This window comes from Acidithiobacillus sp. YTS05 (assembly GCF_024396695.1).
Lineage (GTDB): Bacteria > Pseudomonadota > Gammaproteobacteria > Acidithiobacillales > Acidithiobacillaceae > Igneacidithiobacillus > Igneacidithiobacillus copahuensis.
Genome location: NZ_CP094359.1, coordinates 1,882,805 through 1,907,402, shown reverse-complemented (window position 1 = coordinate 1,907,402; position 24,598 = coordinate 1,882,805). Strand labels below are relative to the sequence as shown.

The window sequence follows — 24,598 nt, the reverse complement described above, 5'->3', positions numbered from 1 at the left end:
TGATGCCACGCCCCTGACAAGAGGATTAGATTGATGAGTGCACATGATTCACCCGATCCCAGCAAGGCGGTGTTGTGGGATACCCACCACCACGGCCATGATGTGATCTCGACACGTAGTTTTGGATATTTTCTCTATCTGCTCAGTGACGGCATGCTCTTCGCCACGCTCTTTGCGGCCTATGGCGTGCTGAGCTATTCCCATAGTTATTTCAATGGCCCGACCCCGGCGGATTTCGTTCATCCCTGGTATACCTTCACCCAGACCGTAGCGCTGTTTTTGAGCGTGTTGGCCTATGGCATGGGCATGAGTGCGGTGAAAAAGGGCAACAAGGCGGGTCTGATGAATGGCCTGATCGCGGCTTTTGTCCTGGGCGTGATTTTTCTCGGTCTGGACATCCATGACATGATGGATCTGGCTGCCCACGGTGTGACGGTGCAGACCAGCGGCGGCGCCTCGGCCTTCATCGTTCTCACCCAGGTCCACGCCGCCCATATCTTCTTTGGCTTGCTCTGGATTCTGGTGATGATGGCGCAAGTGGCGGGTAAGGGTTTTACCACTGATACCGTGGGGCGTTTGCTGAGTCTGCGGATGTTCTGGCATTTGCAGGCGATCATCTGGGTCTTCGTCTTCGTCTTTGTCTATCTCTGGGGGTATATGTCATGAGTCATGGACACGACAATCCGATTCTGCATCCCGAGGTTCAGATGTCGAGTACCCGGGGTTATTTCACCGGCTTTCTGATCTCGTTGGTGCTCATGGCGGCAGCTACGGCAATGGTTTCGTCGCATGCCTTTCCGCCCTTTGGACTGCTGATGGTCATTACGATTTGTGCCGCCATCGCCATCATTGCGCAGATCTATTTCCTGCTGCATATCGATGTCTCGGAGCACAACATCTGGAATACCGTTTCCCTTGTGCTTTTCATTCCGTTGTTCATTTTAACGATCGGCCTGACCTGGTGGATGTTCTCGCAGTTGTATCTGCGCACCATGCCGATGATGCCAGGGATGCACTGAGCATCCAGGAGTAACAAATGTCTAGCGTACTCGAGAATGGACCAGCCGTCGGTGGACGGGAAGGAATCCCGCACGCCGTTGAGCCGGAAATGACCCCCTTCGTTCGTGCCATCGGCAAGTTCATCGGCCTTGCGCTGATTGCCGCGGTGCTGGCCGGCGTGGTCGAGGGACTGCGCAGCAGCGGAGGGTTCGTCGATGCCTTGGTGCAGGCGCTGTCTACCACGGAAGTCGGCTTTGCCATGGTGTTGATTTTACTTGGCAGCTTGGTCGAAGGCTTCGGTTACGGCCTATCCCTGGGCACCAAGTGGCCCTATACCCGCAACATTGTGGTCTTGATGTTGCGTAGTGACCCCGAAGCGGCCCACCGCGTGGTGGCCACTTTGGTGGGCCTGGTCGCGCTTGTCCTGGCCATTCTCGCGCCAGACGTGAATACCCTTTCCGGACTGGGACTCATCGTGGTGACCGCGCTCTTTGGCATGGGCACCCTCTATGTCCTGGCCGGAAAGGCCCCTTCTCTGGTCCATGGGATCCATGGACTTCTTGCCTACGGGGTCTTTTTGATCTTTCTGGTCAATCTGGCCTATCCCGGCATGAATTTCTGGACGTATCTCGGCTCCATGGGCGCCTTGCATGCGCTCTTGCTGGCCGTGCTGCTGGGCGGAATGACCACCGGACAGCGGGGCTTCGGCAAGGCGATTGGCGCCTTCGTCAAACCCCAGAAGGCCTCGCAATGGACGGTGGCGGCGCACGTGAGTGCCGCCCTGTTGCTGGTTGCCACCCTGGGCTGGATGATGCCGGCCTTCCCGGTGGCCTTCTATCTGGCGGTGATCCAGGTTGCCGTTGGCTTTCTCCTCTTTCATTCGGTCAATCTCAAACCCAAAGACCCCGGAATCATGGTGGCTTTTCATCAGGGCATGGTGCTCTCCATGAGTCTTGCCATTGTCCTGGTATGGCGCTAAGGAAAACAAATGCCTAAGTCTATCGGTACCTCATCACCCTTCCTCTTGCCCAGCCCGAGTGCAGGCGTTCAGTTGCTGCGCGATCTCTGGGTCCTGGCCAAGGCCCGGGTGGTCTCTCTGCTCGTGTTCACCGCTGCAGTTGGCGAGTTGCTGGCACCCAGCGGTATTCAGCACTGGCCCGCAGCAGTCGCCGGACTGCTGGGTATCGCCCTGGCGGGAGGTGCTGGCGGAGTGCTCAATCAGATCGTCGAGCCAGAGCTTGACCAGCACATGCGGCGTACCCACCGCCGTCCCCTCGCAGAGGGCCGCATTGGCCGCAAGGGCGCTGCGGTGTATGCCGCGATCCTGCTCGGCGTCAGCATTGCGGTACTCTTGCTGTGGACCAACCCCTTGACCCTGGCGCTGACCCTGCTCGGTACGGTGGGCTACGGAGTGGTGTATACCCTGTACCTCAAGCCCAGCACGCCGTGGAACATCGTCTGGGGTGGGTTGGCCGGAGCGCTTCCGCCGTTGATTGGCTGGACGGCAGTCATGGGTTCGGTAAATCTTTTGCCGCTGATGCTGGTGGCGCTGATCTTCGTCTGGACGCCGGCGCATTTCTGGCCGTTGGCCATTTACTGTCGGCGTGACTATGCCAAGGCTTGCATCCCGATGTTGCCGGTCACCCATGGGATTGATCGCACCCGCAAGGAAATCCTGGTTTATGCGGTGGCGACCTGGCTGGTGAGTCTGGTGCCGGCCTTCCTTGCCCATGACTGGGTCTACGGCGGAATTGCCTGGATCGCCGGTGCCTGGTTTGTTGGCATGGCCTTGCGCCTACGCAGACTGCCGGAAGGCGCAGAGATGGACCTTTACGCGCGCAAGATGTTTGCATTTTCCATCAGCTATCTGTTCCTCCTGTTCACCGCGCTCCTCGTGGGCAAGGCGTTGTTGAGTTATGGCATCTTCTGAACGAAAGGGGCGGCGCCAGCGGCACGCGGGTCCGCCCATGACCGGGCAAGAAAAAAAGGCGGTTTTTGGTCTCAGTTTCATCTACATGACCCGCATGCTTGGGCTTTTCATGTTGATGCCCGTGCTTGCCCTCGACAGCCATTCGATGCGTGACAGTACGCCCTTTCTGCTGGGGCTTGCCGTCGGCATCTATGGACTGGCCCAAGCCCTGCTGCAATTTCCTTTTGGTAGCGCCTCGGACCGTCTGGGACGCAAGCCGGTTCTGGTGCTTGGATTGCTGCTCTTCATTGTGGGGTCGGTGCTCGGGGCGCTCACGGATAATATCTGGGGGGTGATCTTGGCCCGTGTACTGCAGGGGGCAGGAGCGGTCTCCTCCGTACTGTTAGCCACCGCCGGCGATCTCACGGACGATGCGCACCGGACCAAAGCGATGGCGGCCATCGGTGGCAGCATTTCCATCGCCTATGTTTTGGGTATGGCGTTGGGACCCATTATTTACGGATTTTCTGGCCTTGCGGGGGTATTTTGGGGGGCTGCGGTCCTCGGTGTATTGGCTTTTCTGCCTCTGTTTTTCGTAATTCCTGGCATATCCGAGGGGCAGCAGCGGCGCATGGGTTCCTTTCGCGATGCCCTGCGCATTTTCTCTCACCCTGCGGTTCAGGCCGCCAGTGTCGGTATCTTTATTTTGCAGATGGTCTTGGGCGCCAGTTTCGTCGTTCTATCACCGGAATTATTGCGGGCCACGCAATTGACCCAGGGGGCAATCTGGGAGGTCTATCTTCCCGTCATGTTCGGTGGCATCGTCCTCATGCTATATCCGGTGATTTATGCAGAGAAAAACCGGGAGCATCGGCGCGTACTCGCTCTTAGCGGGATCATAATTGCCCTCGGCGCACTGTTCATGGGCATATTCGCCGGGTATTTCTGGGCGGTAGGCATTGCGGCGATCGTCTTCTTTGCCGGCTACAACATCGCTTCCGCGATTTTGCCTTCGATGATGAGTCGCTCTACGACACCGGAACAGCGTGGCGCTGCCAGTGGTGTGTATTCCCTCATGCAGTTTTTGGGCATTTTCACCGGCGGTGTGGTCGGTGGATGGGGATTGGGCTGGATTGGCGTTCAGGGGGTTTTTTATATCCTCACCGTCGTGGGTCTGGCTTTGGCTCTGCAGAGCGCTTTTGCTGCGGGGGCGATGAACAAATTGCTGGCTGCTGAAGAGCGCCCTTGATGGCGCTCTAGCTCGGGGAAGCTACTTACAGGCCGCCATTTCCCACGAGCAAAGCAAAGGCGCCGAAGAGAATGCAGTAAATCCCAAAGGGTCGTAGCGCCTTGATCTCGTGCTGGTGAAAATAGCGCATCAAGAACCATACCGAAAACCAGGCGAAAATCGCGGAAATAATTCCGGACAGGACAATTACACCATATAGTCCATGACTCAGATGCTGATGGGCGAGTTTGGGCACTTCGAGCAAGCCGGCTGCGCCGATGATGGGAGTGGCTAAAAGAAAGGAAAAACGTGCCGAATTGGCATAGTCCAGGCCCACGCCAATGCCGGCTACCAGGGTTGCGCCCGAACGGGAAAAACCGGGGATCAGGGCCAGCGATTGGGCAAAGCCGATGATCAGGGCGCGCCCCCAACTGAGTTTCTCCAGGGTATGGCTAGGCTCCCGGGCGCGCAGGCGATCCCCCCAGATCAACAGGACGCCGTTCACCATCAAAGCGACTGCGGCAAAACCAAAGCCGCCAAAGAGGTCTTTGATCCGATGGGCAAGGGCAAGGCCGAGCAGGCCGGCGGGTATGCTCGCCAGGATCAAGAGCCACAGAAGCCGGGTTTCGGCACTGCGTGGGCGCCCCCGATCGCGCAGAAAGGCGCCGATCAGTTCGACCCAATCGCGCCAGAAAAAACTCAGCAGTGCCACCAGCGTGCCCAAGTGCAAGACAACGATGAAGGGCAGAAACCACGAGGCATCGCGATTGATGGGCCAGCGGAACAGGGCTGGCACGAGGATGCTGTGGCCGAGGCTGGAGATCGGGAAGAGCTCGGTCACGCCCTGCAAGGCAGCCAGTAGAAACAGGTAGAAATGATGGAGCATAGATTCGTTTCCCATGGACGCCCCGTAGGGCATGATCGTACTGCGGATCAGATATAGCGGACCGCGAGGATGCTGTACTCGCGGGTACCACCGGGAGCGTTGACCTCGATGCTATCCCCTTCGTGTTTGCCGATCAGGGCGCGGGCGACAGGGGAACTGATGGAAATTTTGTTTTCCTTGATATCGGCTTCGGCATCGCCGACGATTTGATAAGTGATGGTTTGCCCATCCTGATCCTCGAGCTCAACCGTTGCACCAAAGACGATGCGGTCGCCAGCATTGAGTGATTTGGGATCGATGATTTGCGCGCGGGCGATGAAGTCCTCGATCTCCCGAATGCGTCCTTCGATGAAGCCCTGCTGTTCTTTGGCTGCATCGTACTCGGCGTTTTCGGAGAGATCTCCCTTGGCGCGCGCCTCGGCAATAGCCTCGATCACCGCTGGGCGATCCTTGCTCTTGAGTCTCTGTAGTTCTTCGCGCAAGCGCTCTGCGCCGACGACGGTCATCGGAATCTTGTCACTCATGATAGCTTACCTCTGGAAAGGGGACTGGCTGGCCAGATCCTGCAAACAAACGACGCTGCGCTCCTGACTGAGCAGGACAGCAAGGGCGGCAGTACCGGCTGTGGCGCCAGCCAGGGTGGTGTAGTAGGTGAGGCCCATCTGTAGGGCGGCGCGACGAATACTGAAGGAGTCGCGCACCGATTGGCGCTCATCGACGGTGTTGATGATGATCTGCACCTTACCATTCTTGATCGCATCGACGATGTGCGGACGCCCCTCGGTCACCTTGTTGACCGCGGCGACACGGAGACCCGCACGTTCGAGATGCTGGGCCGTGCCCCGGGTAGCGAGCAGAGAAAAGCCGAGGCCGTGCAATTCGCGGGCGACCGGGATGATGCCTTCCTTATCGGCGTCGCGCACGCTCAAAAACACCGTGCCTTGCCGCGGAAAGTGCTCGCCGGCGGCGATCTGCGCCTTGAGGAAGGCCTCGCCAAAGCTGCTCCCGATACCCATCACCTCGCCGGTAGACTTCATCTCTGGGCCGAGAAGCACGTCTACCCCAGGAAATTTGAGGAAGGGAAAGACCGCTTCCTTGACGCTAAAGTGCTGCCCGAGGGTGATTTCTTCCACCCCCTGCTGGGCCAGCGTGTTGCCCGCCATGCAGCGCGCCGCAATCTTGGCCAGAGGGATGCCTGCCGCCTTGGAAACGAAGGGCACCGTGCGCGACGCACGGGGATTCACCTCTAGGACGTAGATATCCGATCCTTGCACGGCAAACTGACAGTTCATCAATCCGACCACCCCTAGGGCCTTGCCCAGAGCTTCGGTCTGCTGCCGCAATTGGCTCTGTATGGCGCTCGGCAGCGAGTAGGGCGGCAGGCAGCAGGCCGAGTCCCCGCTGTGCACGCCCGCCTGCTCGATATGCTCCATGATTCCGGCCACCAGTACGCGTTCCCCATCGGCAACGGCGTCGATGTCGACTTCCAGGGCGTTGTTCAGGAAGCGATCAAGCAGCACCGGCTGATCTTCGGACACCCGTACCGCTTCCTGCATGTAGCGCTCCAGGTCATCCTCGGCATAGACGATGCGCATGGCGCGGCCGCCGAGCACGTAGGAGGGCCGCACGACCAAGGGGTACCCGAGGGAGCGCGCATGGGCAAGGGCCTCGGTGCCGCTGCGGGCGATGGCATTTTCCGGTTGGCGCAATTGCAGGCGCTGCAACAGTTGTTGGAAGCGTTCGCGGTCTTCCGCCAGATCGATGGAGTCCGGGCTGGTGCCGATGATCGGTACGCCTGCCGCCGAAAGATCGTTGGCGAGTTTGAGTGGGGTCTGCCCACCAAACTGGACGATGACCCCTTCGGGCTTTTCGATCTGCACGATTTCCAGCACATCTTCCAGGGTGAGTGGCTCGAAATAGAGGCGATCGGAGGTGTCGTAATCGGTGGAGACCGTCTCAGGGTTGCAGTTGACCATGATCGTTTCGTAGCCATCCTCGCGCATAGCCATGGCCGCATGCACGCAGCAATAGTCGAACTCGATCCCTTGGCCGATCCGATTAGGTCCGCCGCCCAGGATCATGATCTTTTTGCGCTCGCTGGGCTGCGCCTCGCACTCGTCCTCGTAGGTGGAGTAGAGGTACGGGGTAGGCGAATGGAACTCGGCGGCACAGGTATCTACCCGCTTATACACGGGACGGATGCCCAGCTTGTGACGATGTTCGCGCAATGCTGCCTCGCGACAGCCGAGGAGCTGCGCCAGGCGTCGGTCAGAAAAACCCATCCGCTTCAGACGCCGTAGCTCCGCTTTATCCAGACTTGCCACGGCACGACCACGCAGGTCATTTTCCATGTTCAGCAGCTCGGCGATTTGCTCGAGGAACCACGGATCGATCTGCGTCAGTTCGTGAATGCGCGGAAGCGTCCAGCCGAGGCGGAAGGCGTCTGCCGTCTGCCAGAGGCGTTCGGGACCCGGGTTGCGCAGGGCCTGCTCGATCTGCGCGGTAGTCCAGTTTTTGGTATCCAGTTCATTCAGCCCGTCCATCCCGGTTTCCAGGCCGCGCAAGGCCTTTTGCAGCGACTCCTGGAAACTGCGCCCCATGGCCATGACTTCCCCGACCGACTTCATCTGGGTGGTCAGGTGCGGGTCGGCCTCGGGAAATTTCTCGAAGGCAAAGCGTGGGATCTTGGTCACTACATAGTCGATACTGGGCTCGAAACTGGCCGGGGTGGCCTGGGTGATGTCGTTGCGCAGTTCGTCCAGGGTATAGCCCAGGGCCAGTTTGGCGGCGACCTTGGCAATCGGGAAGCCCGTTGCCTTCGATGCCAGGGCGGAAGAGCGCGAAACCCGAGGGTTCATTTCGATGACCAGCATCCGGCCATTGCGCGGATTGACGGCAAACTGCACGTTGGAGCCGCCGGTGTCGACGCCAATGCGCCGCAGCACGGCAATGGAGGCGTCGCGCATGGTCTGGTATTCGCGGTCGGTGAGGGTCTGGGCTGGGGCCACGGTGATCGAATCGCCGGTATGCACGCCCATCGGGTCGATGTTTTCGATGGAGCAGATGATAATGCAATTGTCGGCGCGGTCGCGCACCACCTCCATCTCGAACTCTTTCCAACCGATCACCGATTCTTCGACGAGAATTTCATGGGTGGGACTGGCTTCCAGGCCACGCACCGCGATTTCCTCAAATTCTTCACGGTTGTAGGCCACACCACCGCCGGTGCCACCAAGGGTGAAGGAAGGCCGAATGATGACCGGGTAACCAATGGTATCGGCAATTTCCCGGCCCTCATCGAGCTGATGCGCGAAGGCGGAGCGGGCAACCTCGAGGCCGATTTCCTCCATGGCCTTTTTGAAGAGACCGCGATCCTCGGCCTCGCGGATGGCGGAAATGCTGGCACCAATCAATTGCACGCCAAAGCGGTCGAGGACCCCCTCGCGGTGCAAATCGAGGGCACAATTGAGCGCCGTCTGCCCGCCCATAGTGGGCAACAGGGCGTCGGGCCGTTCGCGCTCGATGATGCGCGCCACCGTCTCCCACTCCACCGGCTCGATGTAGACGGCATCTGCGGTCTGCGGATCGGTCATAATGGTGGCTGGATTGGAATTGACCAGAATCACCCGGCAGCCTTCTTCGCGCAGGGCCTTGCAGGCCTGCACGCCGGAATAATCGAATTCGCAGGCCTGACCTATGACAATGGGGCCAGCACCGATGATCAGTACACTGCGCAGATCCTCACGCCGGGGCATGGCTTTTCCTTGTGGCAAAACTGGCGACAAATTCATCAAAAATGATGCTGGCATCATGCGGGCCGGGGCCGGCTTCCGGATGCCCCTGGAAAGAGAAGGCGGGAAGATGGCGGTGACGCATCCCCTGCAGGCTGCCATCAAAGAGGGAGACGTGGGTGATCTCGACGCTGTCCGGCAAGGACTCCGCCGCCACCGCAAAGCCGTGGTTCTGGCTGGTGATGAGGACGCGACCATTGCGCAGATCACGGACCGGATGATTGGCGCCATGGTGCCCGAATTTCATCTTCTGCGTTTTGCCGCCCAGGGCGAGTCCGAGCAACTGATGGCCGAGACACAGACCGAAGGTAGGGATGCCCGCCTCGACGACTGCCCGCATCGTGTTCTGCGCTTGGGTCAGCACTGCAGGATCGCCCGGACCATTGCTGAACAGGACACCATCGGCGCCGACACCGAGGATTTCCGCGCTGCTGCTCTGCGGTGGCAACAAGGTCACGCGGCATCCACGGTCGGCGAGGAGACGCAGAATATTCCGCTTGGCACCAAAATCTACGACTACTACATGATGGGTCGTCGACGCCGATTCCTGGCTGACATAATCGTTTGCAGGGCTGGGGCTGCGGCGGGTCCACTCCTGCCGTTCGCCGGCGGTTACCTCGCCGATCAGATCGGCCCCTTCGAGGCCGGGAAAGGCGCGTGCTGCCGCCAGGACTTGCTCGATATCCAGGTCGTTACCCACGGCAATGGCCCCGTTCTGGGCGCCGTGTTCGCGCAAATGACGGGTCAGCGCGCGGGTATCGAATTCCGCCATGCCCGGAATGCCGTGACGCCGCAGATAAGTGTCGAGTTCTTCTTGCGCTCGCCAGTTGCTCGCTGCCCGCGGTAGGGTGCGCAGCAGGAGGCCGGCGCAAAAGATCTCGCGACCTTCGGCATCCTCCGAATTGATGCCGACATTGCCAATGTGAGGATAGGTCAGGGTGATGAGCTGCCCGCGGTAAGAAGGATCGGTAAGGATCTCCTGATACCCGGTCATCGCCGTATTGAAGCAGACCTCGCCCGCACGCAAGCCAGTAGCGCCGAATCCCGCGCCGTGAAAGATACGCCCATCGGCCAATGCCAGGACTGCGTCCAAATCCCACCCCAGGTTGCCAGAATTGAAGATGCAAAAATGGGAGGGCAGATGCCTCCCATGTATTCCAGACATTCTAAATAACCCTGCCCAACTGGGTCAAACTTCGGGAAAACTCCCAACGTGATTGAGTTGAGGGTAGAAAACTGCTTTACTCCCGCCATGAGCCTCGGTAATATGCCGCCCTCATGATTGCGGCGCACGTTTCTACCTTGCTGATTTCCCGAGTTTCCGAGGCGGGGGATCAGTTGCTTGGAGAGCCCGATTTTGCCCGCTGGGCCCGCTTGCTGCAAGCGGTGCAGCGGCTCGATTTGGTGACTGTGGATTTGCGCTTGCAACGGCGCGGTCGGGTATTGTTGGTCGACGGTGAGCTGCGGTTGCAGGGGCTGCTACGCTGTGAGCGCTGTCTGGGCGATATGCCCTGCGACATCCGCCAGGACGTGCGAGTGGGTGTGGCGGACACGGAAGGGGCCCTGGCAGCCATCGACGCCGAGCGCGAGCTGGTGATGGCTGCGGATGGAAAGTTAGCAGTTCAGGATTGGCTGGAGGAGGAGGCGTTATTGGCGCTCCCACTCCTGCCACGTTGTATGGAATGGTCATCCGGCATTTGTCCGGTGTCTGGAATCGAGGTGCCAAGCCTCGGTGCGAATCAGTAGTTTGTTGATGGAGAAGCGAGATCATGGCAGTTCCCCAGAGTAAAACCTCCAAATCCAAGCGCGACATGCGCCGCGCCCACGATTTCTTGACGGCAAGCAACCGGTCGACCTGCGATCACTGCGGAGCGAGCAAGCTGCCCCACCACGTCTGCCCGGAGTGTGGTCACTACAAAGGGCGCGAGATGGTGCGCAAATCCGTAGAAGCCTGAACGAATTCTCCGGTCTGAACTCCATTGCCGCAGATTGCCGTTGATGCCATGAGTGGCGACTCAGGACCGCGCACGGTCCTGCTCGCCCTCGCTGGCCTGGTGAAGGACTATCCAGATGTGCAGTTTCATCTGGTCGGAGATGAGGCGACTCTCCGCCGGGAACTGCAGCGCAGCCGCCTCAGGGATACGGAGCAGGTGCAGATCCGGCATGCCAGCCAAGTCGTCGGGATGGACGAGGCGCCCTCCCAGGCATTGCGCGGCAAGCGTGATTCGTCCATGCACGTGGCGATCGGTTTGTTGCGCGAGGGGCAGGTCGATGCGGTTGTCAGCGCGGGTAACACCGGTGCGCTCATGGCGTTGGGCAAGGTCTTCCTGCGTACTATCCCTGGGATCGACCGTCCGGCAATTGCCGCCTTTCTGCCTACCCGCAAGGGCCGGGTGCTGGCTCTCGATCTGGGAGCAAATGTGGACTGTCACCCGGAGCATCTGCTGCAGTTTGCGGTAATGGGGTCCATTCTTTTTGCACAGGTGACGGGAACGCAAAGGCCGCGGGTTGGGCTGCTCAACATCGGCTCGGAAGAAATCAAGGGTAACGAACTGGTGAAGGCTGCCAGTGCTTTGCTGCGGCAGAGTCATCTGAACTTCATTGGCAATGTGGAAGGCTCTCAGATATACCAAGACGGTTGTGATGTTCTGGTTTGCGATGGTTTCGTCGGCAATGTCTTCCTCAAGACCTCTGAAGGCCTGGCAGCCATGGTGCGGCAAGAACTCCGCGCCAGTTACACGCAGGGACTGTATGGGCGCATGGCCTATCTCATCAATCGACCTATCCTGCAAAAACTGCGACGCCGGCTCGATTCGCGGCAGTACAACGGTGCAACTTTGCTTGGCCTGAATGGCATCATCATCAAGAGTCATGGCAACGCCGATCGTCTGGCCTTTGCCCGTGCCGTGGAAGTGGCCATCGCCGAGGCCCGTCACCGCCTCACCTTGGAGATCGCCAAAGTGGTACAAGACGATTTGGCGCAAGTGATTCGTAACAGCGCCTGATGCCTAATTACAGTCAGTTGATTGCCACCGGTTCTTATCTGCCGGAAAGGGTGCTCGATAACCACGAGCTCAGCACCTGGGTGGACACGAGTGACGAATGGATCGTCGCGCGCACCGGGATTCATTCGCGACATCTGGCAGCGGAAGGGCAAGGCAGTGTCGACATGGCGACCCGTGCCGCCGAGCGCGCCCTTGCTGCTGCCGGGTTGCAAGCGACTGACATAGACCTGATCATCGTGGCGACCACGACGCCGGATCAGATTTTTCCGAGTACCGCCTGTCTGGTGCAGGCCCGCCTGGGCAACCAAGGGGCGGCCGCATTCGATGTGCAGGCGGTCTGTACCGGATTCATCTACGCATTGGCTACCGCCGACCAGTTTCTGCGCAGCGGTGCCGCGACAACGGCGCTGGTCATTGGCGTGGAAACCATGTCGCGCATCGTCGATTGGCAGGATCGCAGTACCTGCATCCTCTTTGGTGACGGCGCGGGTGCCGTGATTCTCAGGGCAGCGCAACAGCCCGGCATTCTTTCCACCCACCTGCATGCCGATGGGCGCTATGCCGAGCTGTTACAGGTGCCGCAAGCGGAGAGCCACTTGACGATGCAGGGCAATGCGGTATTTCGTATGGCTGTGCGCACGCTCGGCGACATTGTGCAGGAGACCCTCGCTGCCAATGGATTGCAGAGCAGCGATATCGACTGGCTGGTACCGCATCAAGCCAATATCCGCATCATCCAGGCCACCGCAGAAAAGCTCGCCTTGCCCATGGAGCGGGTGGTGGTAACGGTGGGCAAGCACGGCAACGTGTCGGCCGCCTCGGTACCTCTGGCGCTGGATCATGCCGTGCAACGCAATTGTTTCCGCCCGGGTCAGCTGCTGCTGCTGGAGGCCTTTGGCGGTGGTTTTACTTGGGGCTCGGCGCTGCTACGCTGGACCTGAGCGTACAGCCACCAACTTCGCATCAAGGAGACTATAGTGCAGGGTTCGATTGCCTTTGTTTTTCCGGGTCAAGGATCGCAGTCCATCGGCATGCTCGCCGCTATCAGTGCCAACCGCCCGGTGCTGCGAGAGATTTTTGCCGAGGCCTCTGACCTCTTGCATCGCGATCTCTGGCAGTTGGCGCAGGAAGGTCCGGTCGAGGAGCTGAATCAGACCCGCTGGACCCAACCGCTGATGCTCACTGCAGGCTATGCCATGTTCCGCGCCTGGGAGGAGGAGGGCGGCTCCAGTCCCGACTTCGTCGCCGGTCACTCCTTGGGCGAGTATACCGCCTTGGTGGTCGCCGGCAGTCTGGACTTTGCCGACGCCCTCCGGCTGGTTGCACGCCGCGGCGAACTGATGCAAAACGCCGTGCCCGAGGGCGAAGGGGCGATGGCTGCGGTTCTCGGGATCAGCGAAGAGGATCTGCGCGCGCTGTGTCAGCGCGAGGCGCAAGGCCAGGTCCTAGAGCTTGCGAATCTCAATGCGCCGGGGCAGATCGTTGTGGCCGGACAGCGCGCTGCCGTCGAGCGGCTCAGCGAGCGGGCCAAGGATGCCGGGGCGAAGAAGGTCGTGCTCTTGCCAGTCAGTGTCCCCAGTCACTGTTCGTTGATGACCGAGGCCGCCGAGCAGTTTGCCAGCGATCTCGCCAAGGTAGAATTCCGCAGTCCCAATGCGCTGCTGGTGCATAATGTGGACGCACAAAGTCATCGCGAGCCGGCGGCCATTCGCGAAGCACTGCGTCGGCAGATCTTTTCCCCGGTGCGCTGGACCGAGAGTATTCGCTTTCTGGCCCGGCAGGGGGCCACCACCTTTGTCGAGATGGGCCCGGGTAAGGTCCTGTCGGGGTTGGGCAAGCGCATCGAACCGAGTCTGCGCATGCTGTCTCTCGATGACGAGAAGAGTTTCGTCACCGCGTTGGAGGATCTCTGATGAGCCATGCGCTGGACGGGCAGGTGGTACTGATTACCGGCGGCAGCCGGGGCATTGGCGCCGCGCTGGTCGAAGAATTCCGCAGCCTCGGTGCCCAGGTTGCCGCCACCGCGACCAGTGCCGCAGGGGCAGAGGCCCTCTGTGAAAAACTGGGGGAGCGGGGGCGCGGCTATGTTCTCGATGTGACCGATGACGCCGCCATGGATGCCACGTTGGCGCAGATCCGGGCCGAGCTGGGGGCCCCCAGCGTCCTCGTGAACAATGCCGGGATCACCCGCGATCAGTTGCTCTTGCGTATGAAGGACGAGGACTGGGACCGGGTGCTGCAGACCAATCTGCGCGCAGTCTACCGCCTCAGTCGGCTCTGTGTGCGCGACATGATCAAGGCGCAATTTGGGCGCATCATCAGTATCACCTCGGTGGTGGGGATGATGGGGAACGCTGGGCAGAGCAATTACGCCGCTGCCAAGGCGGGGGTCATGGGCTTCAGCCGCGCCCTGGCGCGCGAGGTCGCGGCGCGCGGAGTCACCGTCAATTGTGTCGCCCCAGGTTTCATCGCCACCGATATGACCGCCGCCCTGAACGAGGCACAGCGTGAGCATTTATTACAGCAGATTCCCGCTGGTCGCCTGGGTAGTGGGCAGGATGTGGCCGCCGCCGTCGCCTTCCTGGCCTCTGCGCAAGCTAGCTATATCACCGGTGAAACCCTGCAGGTGAATGGCGGTTTGTGGATGGGATGATGCCTTTTTCCTTTACAGGACCGCGCCAGCTGTGGTCCAATTCCGCCGAAAATAATTTTTACCAACTGAGGAGTTTCTCCCATGGATGATATCGCAGCACGTGTAAAGAAAGTGGTCGTCGAGCAACTGGGTGTGAATGAAGATGAGGTCACCAACGAAGCGTCCTTCGCTGACGATCTGGGTGCCGATTCCCTCGACAACGTCGAGTTGGTGATGGCCCTCGAGGAAGAATTCGACTGCGAAATTCCCGACGAAGAGGCCGAAAAGATTTCTACGGTGCAGCAGGCCATCGACTACGTCAGCGCGCATCTGCCCAAGCAGGATGCCTGAGATCATTTCTCCGTTCGGTTTGGAGTGCCTGCGTTGAAAAGACGTGTCGTGGTTACCGGTTTGGGGATCGTTTCTCCGGTCGGGATTGGTCTGGCCGCCTCTTGGGACAGCATCGTCCACGGCCGCAGTGGCATTGCCCGGGTCACGCGCATCGATCCGGAGGCCTATGCCTCGCAGATCGCCGGTGAAGTGAAAGGCTTCGATGTCGGCCAGTATTTGCCCGTCAAAGAAGCCCGCAAAATGGAGTTGTTCATCCATTACGGCCTCGCCGCCAGCATGGAGGCAATGGAAGACTCGGGGCTCAAGATTACTCCGGAAATTGCCGAACGCGTCGGTGTTTCCATTGGCAGTGGTATTGGTGGCCTGCCAGGCATCGAGTCCGAGCATTCCGTGGTGACCGAGAATGGGCCACGGCGCATTTCCCCATTCTTCATCCCGCGCTGTATCGTCAACATGGTGTCTGGTCATGTATCGATACTGTATGGGGCGAAGGGCCCGAACATTGCCATGGCGACTGCCTGCTCGACTGCAACGCACTCCATCGGTGACGCGGCACGGCTCATCGAGTACGGTGATGCCGATGTGATGATCGCTGGTGGTGCGGAGGCTGCCATCAGTCCTCTCGGATTGGGAGGATTTTCTGCTGCCCGGGCGTTGTCGACCCGAAATGATGCTCCGGAGAAGGCGAGTCGCCCTTGGGACGAGGGGCGTGACGGCTTTGTCTTGGCTGAGGGTGCCGGCATTCTGGTTCTGGAAGAACTCGAGTTCGCACAACGCCGTGGCGCGAAAATCTATGCCGAGGTGGTGGGCTACGGGATGAGTGCTGATGCCTATCACATGACGCAACCCGCCAGTGGGGGCGAGGGAGCTGCGCGCTGCATGCAGGTAGCCCTACGCAATGCAGGCCTGCCAGCGGATGCCGTGGACTACATCAATGCTCATGGTACTTCGACGCCGCTGGGTGATCTGGCCGAAACCGAAGCGGTCAAAGCGGTATTTGGCGAGCACTCCAAGAGGCTCGCGATGAGTTCGACCAAGTCCATGACTGGGCACCTTCTCGGCGCCGCCGGTGGAATTGAAGCGGTCTTTACCACGCTGGCGATCCACAACGGTATCCTGCCGCCCACCATCAATCTGGAACAGCCGAGCGCGGGCTGTGATCTGGATTATGTCGCTAACGTGGCCCGGCAGCAGTCTATCGAGGTTGCGTTGAGTAATTCCTTCGGTTTTGGTGGTACCAACAGCACTCTCGTATTCCGCAAGTTCCACGACTGAGGACCTGTGACGGTCCTCGCCTGCAGTGTCGATGGCGTCTTCCAGGACCCTGCGTACTCGCTCCCCTTCGCACGTGCCCTACAGTATGGCGATGGACTCTTCGAGACCATCGCCGTCATTTCCTCGCAACCTTTATTTTGGCAGCAGCACCTGCATCGGCTGAGCCAGGGTGCCGCGGTTTTGGGAATTGCCGTCCCGGACGTTGCCACACTGCTGGCCCATTGGCAGGAACTGCTGGAGGGGTCCCCTCTTATTGCGACATCTCGGCGTCTGGTACTGAAGATCCTGTTGTTCCGCCGGGATGGCCAAGGCTACGCCACCCCGCGGGAGAGCACTGGACAGATCGTTTTCCTTCTGCAGGATTGGCCCACTCGATCCAAAACCTATTGGCAGGAGGGCATCTGCGCGGGTTTGTCCACGGTCCCCCTGCAATGCGGTGCGCCCTACTTGGCGCTCAAGTCTCTGAATCGTCTCAATCAAATCATGGCACGGCGCGCTTTGCCCGAGGGCTGGCAAGAGGCGCTACTCTGCGACCAACAGGGATACCTGCGCGAGGGTATCCAAAGCAACGTCCTCTGGCGTCGCGGGGACACGCTTTATACCCCGGATCTGCACGATGGCGGAATCCGTGGAATTCAACGGGATGCAATTCTACGCCAGGCGGAAGGCTGGGGACTTGCCGTACAGACCGTAAGAGAAACGCCAACTGCGCTGGCAGAGGCAGAAGAAATCCTCTTTTGTAACAGTCTGATTGGGTTCTGGCCGGTGCAAAGATGGCAAGATCGCAGTCTCCCCGGCGCTGCGGGTAGCTTGGCGCAGCGTCTGGCGGCTTGGCACCGTGAGCTGGGATTATTCCCGGAGGCAACGTGAGATCCTGGTTGCCACGCCTGGCCCTGCTTCTCCTCTTCACGATTTTCGCGCTGCTCGGCTGGGCACTATGGGGCCTCTACCGCCCCTTTGCGTTGCCAGCACCGGGGACGGAGGTACCCATCCGCTTGGGAGCCAGCGTTGATGCGAGTATTCGGGAGCTGCACAGAAAGGGTTTGTTGCCGAACCCCATGCTGTTCCGACTCCTCTGGCAGGTGGAGGGGCGCCCGCCTCTACACGCCGGCCTCTATAGGTTTCGCGGACGGGTGAGTATGGCAGAAGTGCTCGAGACCTTGCGGGCTGGGCGCTCGCGGCCGCTGCTGTTTACCATCGTACCCGGAATGAATCTGCCGCAGGTGCTGCAACAACTGGAGCACGCCCCCTATCTGGACGCCAAGGGGATCCCCAAGGCAGCACAATTGCCCAGATTGCTGGGACCGATGGCAGCCACACGACAGAATGCCGAGGGTTGCCTGCTGCCGCAGAGTTATCGCTACGTGCCCGGTGAACCGGCCCTGACTCTGCTGCGCCAGGCCGCCCAGGCCATGCAGCAGACCCTGCGGCAGTCGTGGGCGGAGCGTGCGCCCAATCTGCCACTGCACGGCCCCTATCAGGCGCTGATTCTGGCCTCCATTGTGCAACGTGAAGGTGCGCCGTTGGCGCAGCAACAACGCATTGCCGCCGTCTTTCTCAACCGCTTGCGGATAGGAATGCCGCTGCAATCCGACCCCACGGTAATCTATGCGCTGGGCAAGGCCTATGATGGTCATCTCCAGCCGGCGCAGATGCAGGTGCAAAGTCCGTATAATACCTATCTGCATAGTGGCCTGCCGCCAACTCCGATCGCCATGCCGTCGCAGCAGGCCCTGGCGGCGGTTCTGCACCCGGCGGTTGGCGATGACCTTTACTTCATCGCCAAGGGCAACGAATATCACTACTCAGCAGGGTTTGCGGAACATCAGCAGCAGATCCGACGCTACCTTCAGGCGGGTGTCAAAAATGACTAAGGAATCGGGATTTTTCATCACTCTCGAAGGGATAGAAGGGGCTGGCAAGAGTACCGTCCTGCCTTTCCTTGCCGAGCAGATCGAGGCACTCGGCTACACCGTGGAGCGCAGTCGTGAACCGGGTGGTGGGCCACTGGGTGAAGCCCTGCGCGCCATCTTTCTCAATCCTGACCTGCAACTGGATGTGGAAGAGGAGCTGCTGCTGCTCTATGCCGGACGGCGGGATCACCTGCGCAGTCGTATCCTGCCGGCGCTGGCGGCGGGCAAGGTCCTGCTCTGTGATCGTTACGAGGATTCGACTGTTGCCTATCAGGGTGGCGGGCGTGGGGTAGCCCTTGCGCGTATCGAGGAGCTTTCGCGCTGGGCCGGTATTTTGCGTCAGCCAGATCTGACGTTCTGGCTCGATATCGATCCCCAGGTTGCCGCTGAGCGCATTCGCGATCGTCGGCCCGATCGCATGGAACGAGAGAGCATCGACTTCTTCCGCCGGGCGCAAGCCGCTTTTGCGCAGCGGGCCATGGAGATGCCAAAGCGTTTTTACCGCATCGACGCCAGTCAGCCCCTGGCACAGGTCCAGGAGCAGCTACGGGAGGCTTTGCTGGCGCGGATACCCCCACGCCAATCGCATCATGGATAACGCAGCGATCTCCTATTTTAGCGCACCGGCCTGGCTGGGCTCGGATCGTGCTCGGGCGCTTCCGCAGTCGCTGCTGCTCGAGGCGGCGGCGGATAGCCTCGCGGCTGCGTGGTCGGAACGACTCGTGCGCCTCTGGCTTTGTCATCGGGCTGCTGAGGAGGCCTGCGGTAGTTGCCCTTCCTGTCAGTTGCTGGATGCGGGAAATCATCCAGACTACCTGAATCTGCAGGCAAGTAATGGCAAGACTCTGGGCATCGAGCAAATACGCGAAGCGTTGGACGTCCTGGCTTACACCCCGCAGTCTGGTCCCTTACGGGTGCTGCGGATCATCACTGCAGAACAGATGAGCATGGCAGCAGCCAATGCACTGCTCAAGGGTCTGGAAGAACCCCCGCTACGTGCCCGCATACTGTTGCTGAGCGCTGCACCTGTGCGACTTTTGCCGACCATTCGTTCGCGCTGCCAGCGCCTCGAGTCACCTCCGCATGAAGTTGACGCCTGTGCCCGTTATCTTCGCGCACAGGGAGTCGATGCTGCTGATGTGGACAACCTTGCCCAGCGCTATGCCGATCGCCCAGCGCGTGCTCTGGAACTCGTCAACAGCGGCGTCTGGCCAGAGCTGCAGGAGGCGCAGACGCAATTGCTCAGCAAAACACCGCGACTCGAGTTGTTATGGCGGCTGGTGGGGCAGTGGAGCAAGGAGGAAGAACGCGTCTTGTTGCTGCGAGAGTTGATGTTGGGCTTGTATACGCAAATTTTTCGACTACAACACGGTCTGGAAGCCCCTTTGTGGGCGCAAGCGCTTTCGACGCGGGCCGCGAGTCGGTCGCCAACGCAGTTATGGAAAGAGTGCCAGGCTTGGTTGCGTCTCGCTGTTGATCTGCGCCAGAATCTACAGATACCCATGCGTCTGGAGCGCCTGCTCTGGTGCTGGTTTTGGGGAGAAAGAGAAGAATGAGTACATTGGATTCCAGTGCCCGTGCGCTTTCGGTGGTACTGCGCGATGCCGAGTCGGTGCAGCGCTATTTTTTGCCGCAGGTACGAGGTGGAGGAATACTGATCGAAACCCCGAACCTGCTGCCCATGGGGACCGACGTGCTATTGATGATCACGTTGCCCGACAATGGCCAGCGTACCCCGCTGCAAGGTAAGGTGATCTGGATCATGCCCAAGGAAAACCGTGAAGGTCATCCGCCAGCCATCGGCATTCGTTTCACCAACGATCGTTCTGGAATCCTGACCCGTATCCAAAGCATCATTGCCAGCCTGCCCAAGGGACAGAAGCGCGAGATCCTGGCCTTCTAACCTCGATTGCTTGCATCGCGCAACTAGGCTACACTCCCGCCCCTACGGAGAGGTGACCGAGCGGCCGAAGGTGCAGCACTGGAAATGCTGTGTACTCCAAAAGGGTACCGTGGGTTCGAATCCCACCCTCTCCGCCAATTTGTGCTAATGTTCTGAATATCAATAATATCAAGGCATTCAGGAACGATTTTAGTACAAAAAGCTAGTACAAAGCGGAGCGAGCGGGACGAGGAGAAGGTGATGCCCGCCCTGCCCAGCAACTGTTACAAGATCCCCCACGGATACGTTTTTCGCATCGTCGTCCCCGAGCCGTTACGGGCCGCTGTCGGCAAGCGCGAGATCAAGCGTTCCCTCGGTAAAGACTATCGCCAGGCGGTCAGTCAGGGGCGCCTGCTGGCCCTGCAGGTGGATCAGCAATTCCACAGCCTGCGCCAGCAGATCGACCAGCAAGAGGACTACGCCGAAGCCTTTCAGCGCTATGCTTCCCAAGCCCCCCATCATCCCCTCAAACCCATCACCCAAGTCACCCCGGCACTGGTCTCCGGTCTGCGGGCCTTGTGGCTTTCCAGCCTCGAAGCCGACCTTGCCTGGCGCCGGGAGGGAATCGACGAGGAGGAATACCAGGAACTCCAGGAGAATATCCAGGAGGTGCAGGCCAAGATCGCCCAAGCCTTGGCAAGAGGGCAGCCCGAGCCTTTCCTACCCGTCATTCGCGGGCTGTTGGTGGGCAAGAGATATCAACTGGCTGTCAGTGCGGCAGAAGAGCGCCAACTGGTTTTAGACGTGCTCCCCGCGTTTCAAGAAGGCTACGACATCCTGGCCCAGCGGCAAGCCGGCCGGCTGGTGCAACCCAAGCTGACCCCCGAGGATATTCCCTTGCCGGCCGTCTGGGAGCCTGCCGCCCCTACCAACCCCGCCACCACTCGTAATTCGGGCCTCAGCTGGCAGGAACTGCTCGACCACTGGCGCCAGGATTGCCCGCGCAAGCCCCGCACCGACTTCGAGATGCAGCGCCTGGTGCAGGCGTTGTCCATCTATCTCCCGAAAGCCACCCCCGCCACCCTGACCCGCGCCCAGGTCACCGACTGGCTACGCCACGAACGGGATCAGCGGGGCAACAGTGCCAAGACCCTCGAAAAGAAGGGAACGCTCGTCGGCGCCGTATTCTCCATTGCCGTCAAGGACGAATTGCTGGAGAAAAACCCATTTTCAGGATTCGACTACAAACGCTTTGCGGCCAAGGAAGGTTTGGCCCCTGAATCCCAGCGCCGATCGTTCACCCAAGCGGAACTGGCCCGGATCTTCTCCCCGCAAGGCCTCTTCGGCATCACCACGAGTGCCGGGGGAGGGGGCTACCATGCCCGCATCTGAGGGGAGGGCGCAGCGGCGCCCCGACCCCTCAAAAGTTGAGGGTCGGTACAGTGCCTCCCCACGGACACAAGGGCAGGGTTGGGGGGCACTGCCGATCTATCGGCCAGGAGCGACGAAGGGGTTGCTATATTGGGCATGGATACCCATGCGCAACACCAAGCCAACCTTCTCGACGGCCTCGAAGCGGTCAGCCGCTTTGGCTGGCTGACCCGCGACCAGATCACCCGCATCCTTTGGCCGGGGAGTAGTACCGCAGCGACCAGAGAAAAGCTTGGCCAGCGGCTGCTTGGCAAAGCCCAGGAAAAAGGCCTGTTGCTGCGTTGGGTCATCGACGGCGGCGGGTCGGCTTATGTGCTGCGTCCTGCCGGAGTGGGTTACCTAAAAAGCTTCCGGCCTACCGTCCCGGCAAAGTCGGGGCTCGACTTTCGCTTAGGCAATGTACGGCACCGCAGTCTTGCCAACAATATTATCCTTCAACGAATGCTGGAAGGGGGGCGGGTCTGGACGGAATATGAGATTCTGACCCGGCGAACGCCACAGATTGAGATTGCTGGGAAGATTCCAGACGGGGCAGTTTTTGATCTTCCTGGCTCTTTATCTGGGGGTATGGACTGGATCGAAGTCGAGGCCCATGCGCGCAAGCGTCGGGATTTTGAAGCACTCTGTGAGTTTATTCGCGGACCTCTGGAGATTGCCTGCCGGCCTGGCGGTTACCAGATTGCGGAGGGCGAGTATCTTGGCACCCTGGGTCTGTATTTCGCTGATGATCACCTGGGCGCACTTCTGACGCATCGCCTATTACAGGTGGCTCACGCGGAAGACTGGCCCGACACCCTCCGGGATAGTATTGAGCTATACTGGGCCCAACAGACGCCCGGGAGCCGCTGGGACGGGCTCAAACAGGTCGGCACCCTACTGTATCTGCCGGAGTCCTGGGCAACCAAAAAACTGTCTGCCCTGGAATCGTCCTTGACATAGCGGGTAAATCGCCTAACTGTTGAGCTGGAGGCGATGAAAGCCTAGAGAGGCCTCCGAACGGCTAAAGGGGATAGGGCTGCAGCAGACTGGAAGCGGACGCTGGGTTGCGCCAAACTTCTTCTATCAGTAATACTCGTGCCTTGATCGGTTAGGCAAGTATGGTTAGGAATAAAAGCGATTGTTTAACTGGCCTAGATTCTATAAGTACAATCGCTACTCGCCGGGAGAGCGACGCGAGGGCGAGTATTCCCCGGCAGGCCACGCGGTGTACTGCATCCGCCGAAGGCTGGGAGTGCAGGCGCGTGCTGTGCCGCATGGTGGCCGTCGAGTCAGTGGGGGGCGAGTGCACCGTCTGCGCCCCAACGAGGGCTGTACGGTGCGCCGATGACCAGAACGAGGACGTCCGGGGCACAATCATCCAATCGCCAGCGCAAGGACGCGCGAAAAGGCATACTGAGCACGGCGATTCTCCGTCTCAACAAAGGTTTTTTGTCATGCAGTTATTAGAAACATTAGGCTTGATTATTTCCCCTACAGTCACAGTAATTGCTGCTTACGTTAGCTACAAGTCAGTGAGAGAATCCAGTGATAATGCTAATAAAACAAAGGTACAAGTAGAAATATTATCAGGAAAGATTTCTGAGCTATCCTATCAACGAAGAATATCATACGAAAGAAAGATAAATGTTATATATGAAACAAATAAGCTTGTTGGCAAGATCGGATATTATATAGAACGATCTATTGTTTCCTATACTTCGTATGACTTGCTAAAATATAATGCATTAGATAGAGCGGAGAGATGTTTTGAAAACTTGATGAAATATAGATATGAGAATAACATGGCAATATGGGATGGAAAAGATTTTGAGGGAATATTTGGAGAAATAATGATAATTATAAATCTGCTTAGAGCTGAAAACGATATTGATAAAAGGCAACAAATTGTTATAAATAACTTCTACGGTACATTCAATAAATTTAGAGAAGAAATAAAAAAAGAAATTATCAACTTAAGCAAAGAAGAGGCGTCTTTTATTGATGGTATATAAAATTGATGGCTACTTGTAATATTCTGAATTGTGTTGTGCGCTTACCGGTTATATTGGCGAGTTAGTTCACCGACAAAATCTTGATGGTTAACTATTTTTTGTAAAAATATCGTGATAACAAATAAGATTATTCAGAATTTTCTACATATAGTAGATCAGATGCGCGTTAATGATATTGCCGGATTTCTTCTTCGCAACGACATCATACTGGAAGGTCTGAGATTTAACAGATCGAGCACTCTATATGAGTTGGTACGGCAGCGGATTAGTTTAAAAAAACCAACCTCTACATGTATAGGGCTACATGATCTCGCTCGGGTATTGTATCTGCAAGGCGAATTTGAAGGCTGGGATTATCCTTATTATAAAGTCGTGCGCACCATATTATTTGGTATATCTGATCCATACATTCACGAACCAGACCAAAGCCCTGACTGGCAAATAGCTGTAGCTATAGGATTGCTATTAATGGAACAGCCAGGCCTCAACATTACCGAGCAAGTGCCGATTTACGCTAGACAAGATGCGGTCCTTAGTGCTATTCGACGGCTGCAAGGCCAAGGTTATCAATTCCATGCTAATGACGGTCATGTCACATGGGTTAGCGGGGAACTTGAACGAGCCTGCCAAATCATGGACGCAGCAGTTAGCGCATACGGTGGATGGCCTCTCATTCGCCGGATTTTCGAACGACTTTATCCCTATCTGGAGAGAGGCCGATATGTCATAATAAGGCATCTTGCAATGGCGGTTAGAGAAGATAAGCCTCTGGAAATCCCCTGGGGCTACCTGTTAAACCTTGCTGCCAAGCACCTCAAGCCTGCAGTTCCGGAAATGCAAAGCGAAGAGCGATTCGAGTCTTTGTTAGAGTTATCCAAGGATATCGTAGCTACCCTAGACCTCGAGCCTTACAGCGGCGTAGAAGTCGCGATGGTAAGTCCTACTAGGTTGATAGAAGCGTTGCAAGATGCCGTGGTAGGCGACGCTTGTTTTAGTTTTGAGCAACTCCGGCCTATTGATTTGTTCGTTATGTTAGAGACGCTCTTTAAGGCTGTAGACCAGGCTGAGATGAAGCGGGAATTGGGATGGACTGTGGCGGATGCTCTTGTGTTAGCAAAAATTATTTTTGGCCCAGACACGAGGCCCTGTCACTCTTTTACCTTTCGGAAAATTAGAGAATCAACAAATCTATCAAATGCTGTTATTAAGGCTATGCTGGATCAGTTCACGCATGATCCGACGCAGTTGAATACAGAATTCTTTAACAGGTTGCTGAAAAAGTCCGTGGTATAATTGGCGGGACAG

Annotated in this window: 26 protein-coding genes and 1 tRNA gene; 23 read left to right on the top strand and 4 right to left on the bottom strand. The window is 58.5% G+C overall.

Features of this window, described 5'->3' with window-relative positions; genetic code table 11:
• Positions 1–33 precede the first annotated feature (33 nt).
• The 5 genes from MQE22_RS09420 to MQE22_RS09400 are packed head-to-tail and all read left to right on the top strand — an operon-like array spanning position 34 to position 4,157.
• On the top strand, positions 34–666 hold the full coding sequence (locus tag MQE22_RS09420) for a cytochrome c oxidase subunit 3 (RefSeq protein ID WP_215873207.1): 633 nt from the start codon (positions 34–36) through the stop codon (positions 664–666).
• On the top strand, positions 663–1,019 hold the full coding sequence (locus MQE22_RS09415) for a cytochrome o ubiquinol oxidase subunit IV (RefSeq protein WP_215873208.1): 357 nt from the start codon (positions 663–665) through the stop codon (positions 1,017–1,019). Before MQE22_RS09420 ends, MQE22_RS09415 begins: the two co-directional genes overlap by 4 nt.
• 17 nt (positions 1,020–1,036) lie before the next feature.
• Complete coding sequence (locus MQE22_RS09410) at positions 1,037–1,978, top strand: cytochrome C oxidase assembly protein (RefSeq protein WP_215873209.1); 942 nt, start codon at positions 1,037–1,039, stop codon at positions 1,976–1,978.
• A gap of 9 nt (positions 1,979–1,987) precedes the next feature.
• On the top strand, positions 1,988–2,929 hold the full coding sequence (locus MQE22_RS09405; protein WP_215873210.1) for a heme o synthase: 942 nt from the start codon (positions 1,988–1,990) through the stop codon (positions 2,927–2,929).
• Positions 2,930–2,966: 37 nt separating this feature from the next.
• Positions 2,967–4,157: an MFS transporter gene (locus MQE22_RS09400; protein ID WP_215873230.1), complete on the top strand. Its 1,191-nt coding sequence runs from the start codon at positions 2,967–2,969 to the stop codon at positions 4,155–4,157.
• A gap of 25 nt (positions 4,158–4,182) precedes the next feature.
• Here MQE22_RS09400 and MQE22_RS09395 read toward each other — a convergent pair whose 3' ends face one another.
• From MQE22_RS09395 to carA, 4 genes are read right to left on the bottom strand one after another with little or no spacing between them, the layout of a single operon-like run.
• Entirely contained in the window at positions 4,183–5,037 is an 855-nt protein-coding gene (locus MQE22_RS09395; RefSeq protein ID WP_226827420.1) for an undecaprenyl-diphosphate phosphatase, read from the bottom strand.
• 32 nt (positions 5,038–5,069) lie between these two features.
• On the bottom strand, positions 5,070–5,546 hold the full coding sequence (gene greA / locus MQE22_RS09390) for a transcription elongation factor GreA (RefSeq protein WP_215873211.1): 477 nt from the start codon (positions 5,544–5,546) through the stop codon (positions 5,070–5,072).
• 6 nt (positions 5,547–5,552) lie between these two features.
• Entirely contained in the window at positions 5,553–8,777 is a 3,225-nt protein-coding gene (gene carB, locus MQE22_RS09385; protein WP_215873212.1) for a carbamoyl-phosphate synthase large subunit, read from the bottom strand.
• On the bottom strand, positions 8,764–9,906 hold the full coding sequence (gene carA, locus MQE22_RS09380; RefSeq protein WP_226827422.1) for a glutamine-hydrolyzing carbamoyl-phosphate synthase small subunit: 1,143 nt from the start codon (positions 9,904–9,906) through the stop codon (positions 8,764–8,766). The genes carB and carA overlap by 14 nt, the downstream gene beginning before the upstream one ends.
• Before the next feature lie 185 nt (positions 9,907–10,091).
• Here carA and MQE22_RS09375 point away from each other — a divergent pair, with 185 nt between their 5' ends.
• The 18 genes from MQE22_RS09375 to MQE22_RS09290 all read left to right on the top strand — a co-directional run bounded on the left by MQE22_RS09375 (position 10,092) and on the right by MQE22_RS09290 (position 24,586).
• Entirely contained in the window at positions 10,092–10,559 is a 468-nt protein-coding gene (locus tag MQE22_RS09375) for a YceD family protein (protein ID WP_215873214.1), read from the top strand.
• Between the two features lie 23 nt (positions 10,560–10,582).
• Complete coding sequence (gene rpmF / locus MQE22_RS09370) at positions 10,583–10,768, top strand: 50S ribosomal protein L32 (protein WP_215873215.1); 186 nt, start codon at positions 10,583–10,585, stop codon at positions 10,766–10,768.
• A gap of 24 nt (positions 10,769–10,792) precedes the next feature.
• Entirely contained in the window at positions 10,793–11,818 is a 1,026-nt protein-coding gene (gene plsX / locus MQE22_RS09365; RefSeq protein WP_215873216.1) for a phosphate acyltransferase PlsX, read from the top strand.
• A complete protein-coding gene (locus tag MQE22_RS09360; protein WP_255789678.1) occupies positions 11,818–12,759 on the top strand; it encodes a beta-ketoacyl-ACP synthase III in 942 nt (313 codons plus the stop codon). The genes plsX and MQE22_RS09360 overlap by 1 nt, the downstream gene beginning before the upstream one ends.
• A gap of 36 nt (positions 12,760–12,795) precedes the next feature.
• Complete coding sequence (gene fabD, locus MQE22_RS09355; protein ID WP_215873218.1) at positions 12,796–13,731, top strand: ACP S-malonyltransferase; 936 nt, start codon at positions 12,796–12,798, stop codon at positions 13,729–13,731.
• Positions 13,731–14,471, top strand: a complete 741-nt coding sequence (gene fabG, locus MQE22_RS09350) for a 3-oxoacyl-ACP reductase FabG (RefSeq protein ID WP_215873219.1) — start codon at positions 13,731–13,733, stop codon at positions 14,469–14,471. The genes fabD and fabG overlap by 1 nt, the downstream gene beginning before the upstream one ends.
• Before the next feature lie 81 nt (positions 14,472–14,552).
• Positions 14,553–14,801, top strand: a complete 249-nt coding sequence (gene acpP / locus MQE22_RS09345) for an acyl carrier protein (protein ID WP_215873220.1) — start codon at positions 14,553–14,555, stop codon at positions 14,799–14,801.
• Between the two features lie 33 nt (positions 14,802–14,834).
• Positions 14,835–16,076: a beta-ketoacyl-ACP synthase II gene (gene fabF / locus MQE22_RS09340; protein WP_215873221.1), complete on the top strand. Its 1,242-nt coding sequence runs from the start codon at positions 14,835–14,837 to the stop codon at positions 16,074–16,076.
• A gap of 6 nt (positions 16,077–16,082) precedes the next feature.
• The gene (gene pabC, locus MQE22_RS09335; protein ID WP_215873222.1) at positions 16,083–16,946 is read left to right on the top strand and encodes an aminodeoxychorismate lyase; all 864 of its coding nucleotides are present in this window, start codon (positions 16,083–16,085) and stop codon (positions 16,944–16,946) included.
• Positions 16,943–17,950: an endolytic transglycosylase MltG gene (gene mltG, locus MQE22_RS09330; protein ID WP_255789677.1), complete on the top strand. Its 1,008-nt coding sequence runs from the start codon at positions 16,943–16,945 to the stop codon at positions 17,948–17,950. Before pabC ends, mltG begins: the two co-directional genes overlap by 4 nt.
• Positions 17,943–18,587, top strand: coding sequence for a dTMP kinase (tmk, locus tag MQE22_RS09325; RefSeq protein WP_226827424.1), 645 nt, complete (start codon positions 17,943–17,945; stop codon positions 18,585–18,587). The genes mltG and tmk overlap by 8 nt, the downstream gene beginning before the upstream one ends.
• Positions 18,580–19,545: a DNA polymerase III subunit delta' gene (locus MQE22_RS09320; RefSeq protein ID WP_215873224.1), complete on the top strand. Its 966-nt coding sequence runs from the start codon at positions 18,580–18,582 to the stop codon at positions 19,543–19,545. Before tmk ends, MQE22_RS09320 begins: the two co-directional genes overlap by 8 nt.
• Entirely contained in the window at positions 19,542–19,892 is a 351-nt protein-coding gene (locus MQE22_RS09315; RefSeq protein ID WP_215873225.1) for a PilZ domain-containing protein, read from the top strand. The genes MQE22_RS09320 and MQE22_RS09315 overlap by 4 nt, the downstream gene beginning before the upstream one ends.
• A gap of 46 nt (positions 19,893–19,938) precedes the next feature.
• A tRNA-Ser gene (locus tag MQE22_RS09310) sits at positions 19,939–20,029 on the top strand.
• A gap of 103 nt (positions 20,030–20,132) precedes the next feature.
• Positions 20,133–21,263 (top strand): DUF6538 domain-containing protein, encoded by a 1,131-nt coding sequence (locus MQE22_RS09305; protein WP_226827425.1) that lies wholly within the window; start codon positions 20,133–20,135, stop codon positions 21,261–21,263.
• 135 nt (positions 21,264–21,398) lie between these two features.
• Positions 21,399–22,241, top strand: coding sequence for a hypothetical protein (locus MQE22_RS09300; protein ID WP_215873226.1), 843 nt, complete (start codon positions 21,399–21,401; stop codon positions 22,239–22,241).
• Between the two features lie 494 nt (positions 22,242–22,735).
• Positions 22,736–23,293 carry a hypothetical protein gene (locus MQE22_RS09295; protein WP_215873227.1) on the top strand — a complete coding sequence of 186 codons (558 nt, stop codon included), beginning with the start codon at positions 22,736–22,738 and terminating at the stop codon, positions 23,291–23,293.
• Positions 23,294–23,452: 159 nt separating this feature from the next.
• Positions 23,453–24,586: a hypothetical protein gene (locus MQE22_RS09290; protein WP_255789676.1), complete on the top strand. Its 1,134-nt coding sequence runs from the start codon at positions 23,453–23,455 to the stop codon at positions 24,584–24,586.
• Positions 24,587–24,598: the final 12 nt, after the last annotated feature.

Excerpts from the sequence above, each read along its gene's own strand:
- MQE22_RS09420 (WP_215873207.1), top strand. The coding sequence starts at position 34 with ATGAGTGCACATGATTCACCCGATCCCAGCAAGGCGGTGTTGTGGGAT.
- MQE22_RS09415 (WP_215873208.1), top strand. The coding sequence starts at position 663 with ATGAGTCATGGACACGACAATCCGATTCTGCATCCCGAGGTTCAGATG.
- MQE22_RS09410 (WP_215873209.1), top strand. The coding sequence starts at position 1,037 with ATGTCTAGCGTACTCGAGAATGGACCAGCCGTCGGTGGACGGGAAGGA.
- MQE22_RS09405 (WP_215873210.1), top strand. The coding sequence starts at position 1,988 with ATGCCTAAGTCTATCGGTACCTCATCACCCTTCCTCTTGCCCAGCCCG.
- MQE22_RS09400 (WP_215873230.1), top strand. The coding sequence starts at position 2,967 with ATGACCGGGCAAGAAAAAAAGGCGGTTTTTGGTCTCAGTTTCATCTAC.
- MQE22_RS09395 (WP_226827420.1), bottom strand. The coding sequence starts at position 5,037 with ATGGGAAACGAATCTATGCTCCATCATTTCTACCTGTTTCTACTGGCT.
- greA (WP_215873211.1), bottom strand. The coding sequence starts at position 5,546 with ATGAGTGACAAGATTCCGATGACCGTCGTCGGCGCAGAGCGCTTGCGC.
- carB (WP_215873212.1), bottom strand. The coding sequence starts at position 8,777 with ATGCCCCGGCGTGAGGATCTGCGCAGTGTACTGATCATCGGTGCTGGC.
- MQE22_RS09375 (WP_215873214.1), top strand. The coding sequence starts at position 10,092 with ATGATTGCGGCGCACGTTTCTACCTTGCTGATTTCCCGAGTTTCCGAG.
- rpmF (WP_215873215.1), top strand. The coding sequence starts at position 10,583 with ATGGCAGTTCCCCAGAGTAAAACCTCCAAATCCAAGCGCGACATGCGC.
- MQE22_RS09360 (WP_255789678.1), top strand. The coding sequence starts at position 11,818 with ATGCCTAATTACAGTCAGTTGATTGCCACCGGTTCTTATCTGCCGGAA.
- fabG (WP_215873219.1), top strand. The coding sequence starts at position 13,731 with ATGAGCCATGCGCTGGACGGGCAGGTGGTACTGATTACCGGCGGCAGC.
- acpP (WP_215873220.1), top strand. The coding sequence starts at position 14,553 with ATGGATGATATCGCAGCACGTGTAAAGAAAGTGGTCGTCGAGCAACTG.
- tmk (WP_226827424.1), top strand. The coding sequence starts at position 17,943 with ATGACTAAGGAATCGGGATTTTTCATCACTCTCGAAGGGATAGAAGGG.
- MQE22_RS09320 (WP_215873224.1), top strand. The coding sequence starts at position 18,580 with ATGGATAACGCAGCGATCTCCTATTTTAGCGCACCGGCCTGGCTGGGC.
- MQE22_RS09315 (WP_215873225.1), top strand. The coding sequence starts at position 19,542 with ATGAGTACATTGGATTCCAGTGCCCGTGCGCTTTCGGTGGTACTGCGC.
- MQE22_RS09305 (WP_226827425.1), top strand. The coding sequence starts at position 20,133 with ATGCCCGCCCTGCCCAGCAACTGTTACAAGATCCCCCACGGATACGTT.
- MQE22_RS09300 (WP_215873226.1), top strand. The coding sequence starts at position 21,399 with ATGGATACCCATGCGCAACACCAAGCCAACCTTCTCGACGGCCTCGAA.
- MQE22_RS09295 (WP_215873227.1), top strand. The coding sequence starts at position 22,736 with ATGCAGTTATTAGAAACATTAGGCTTGATTATTTCCCCTACAGTCACA.
- MQE22_RS09290 (WP_255789676.1), top strand. The coding sequence starts at position 23,453 with ATGCGCGTTAATGATATTGCCGGATTTCTTCTTCGCAACGACATCATA.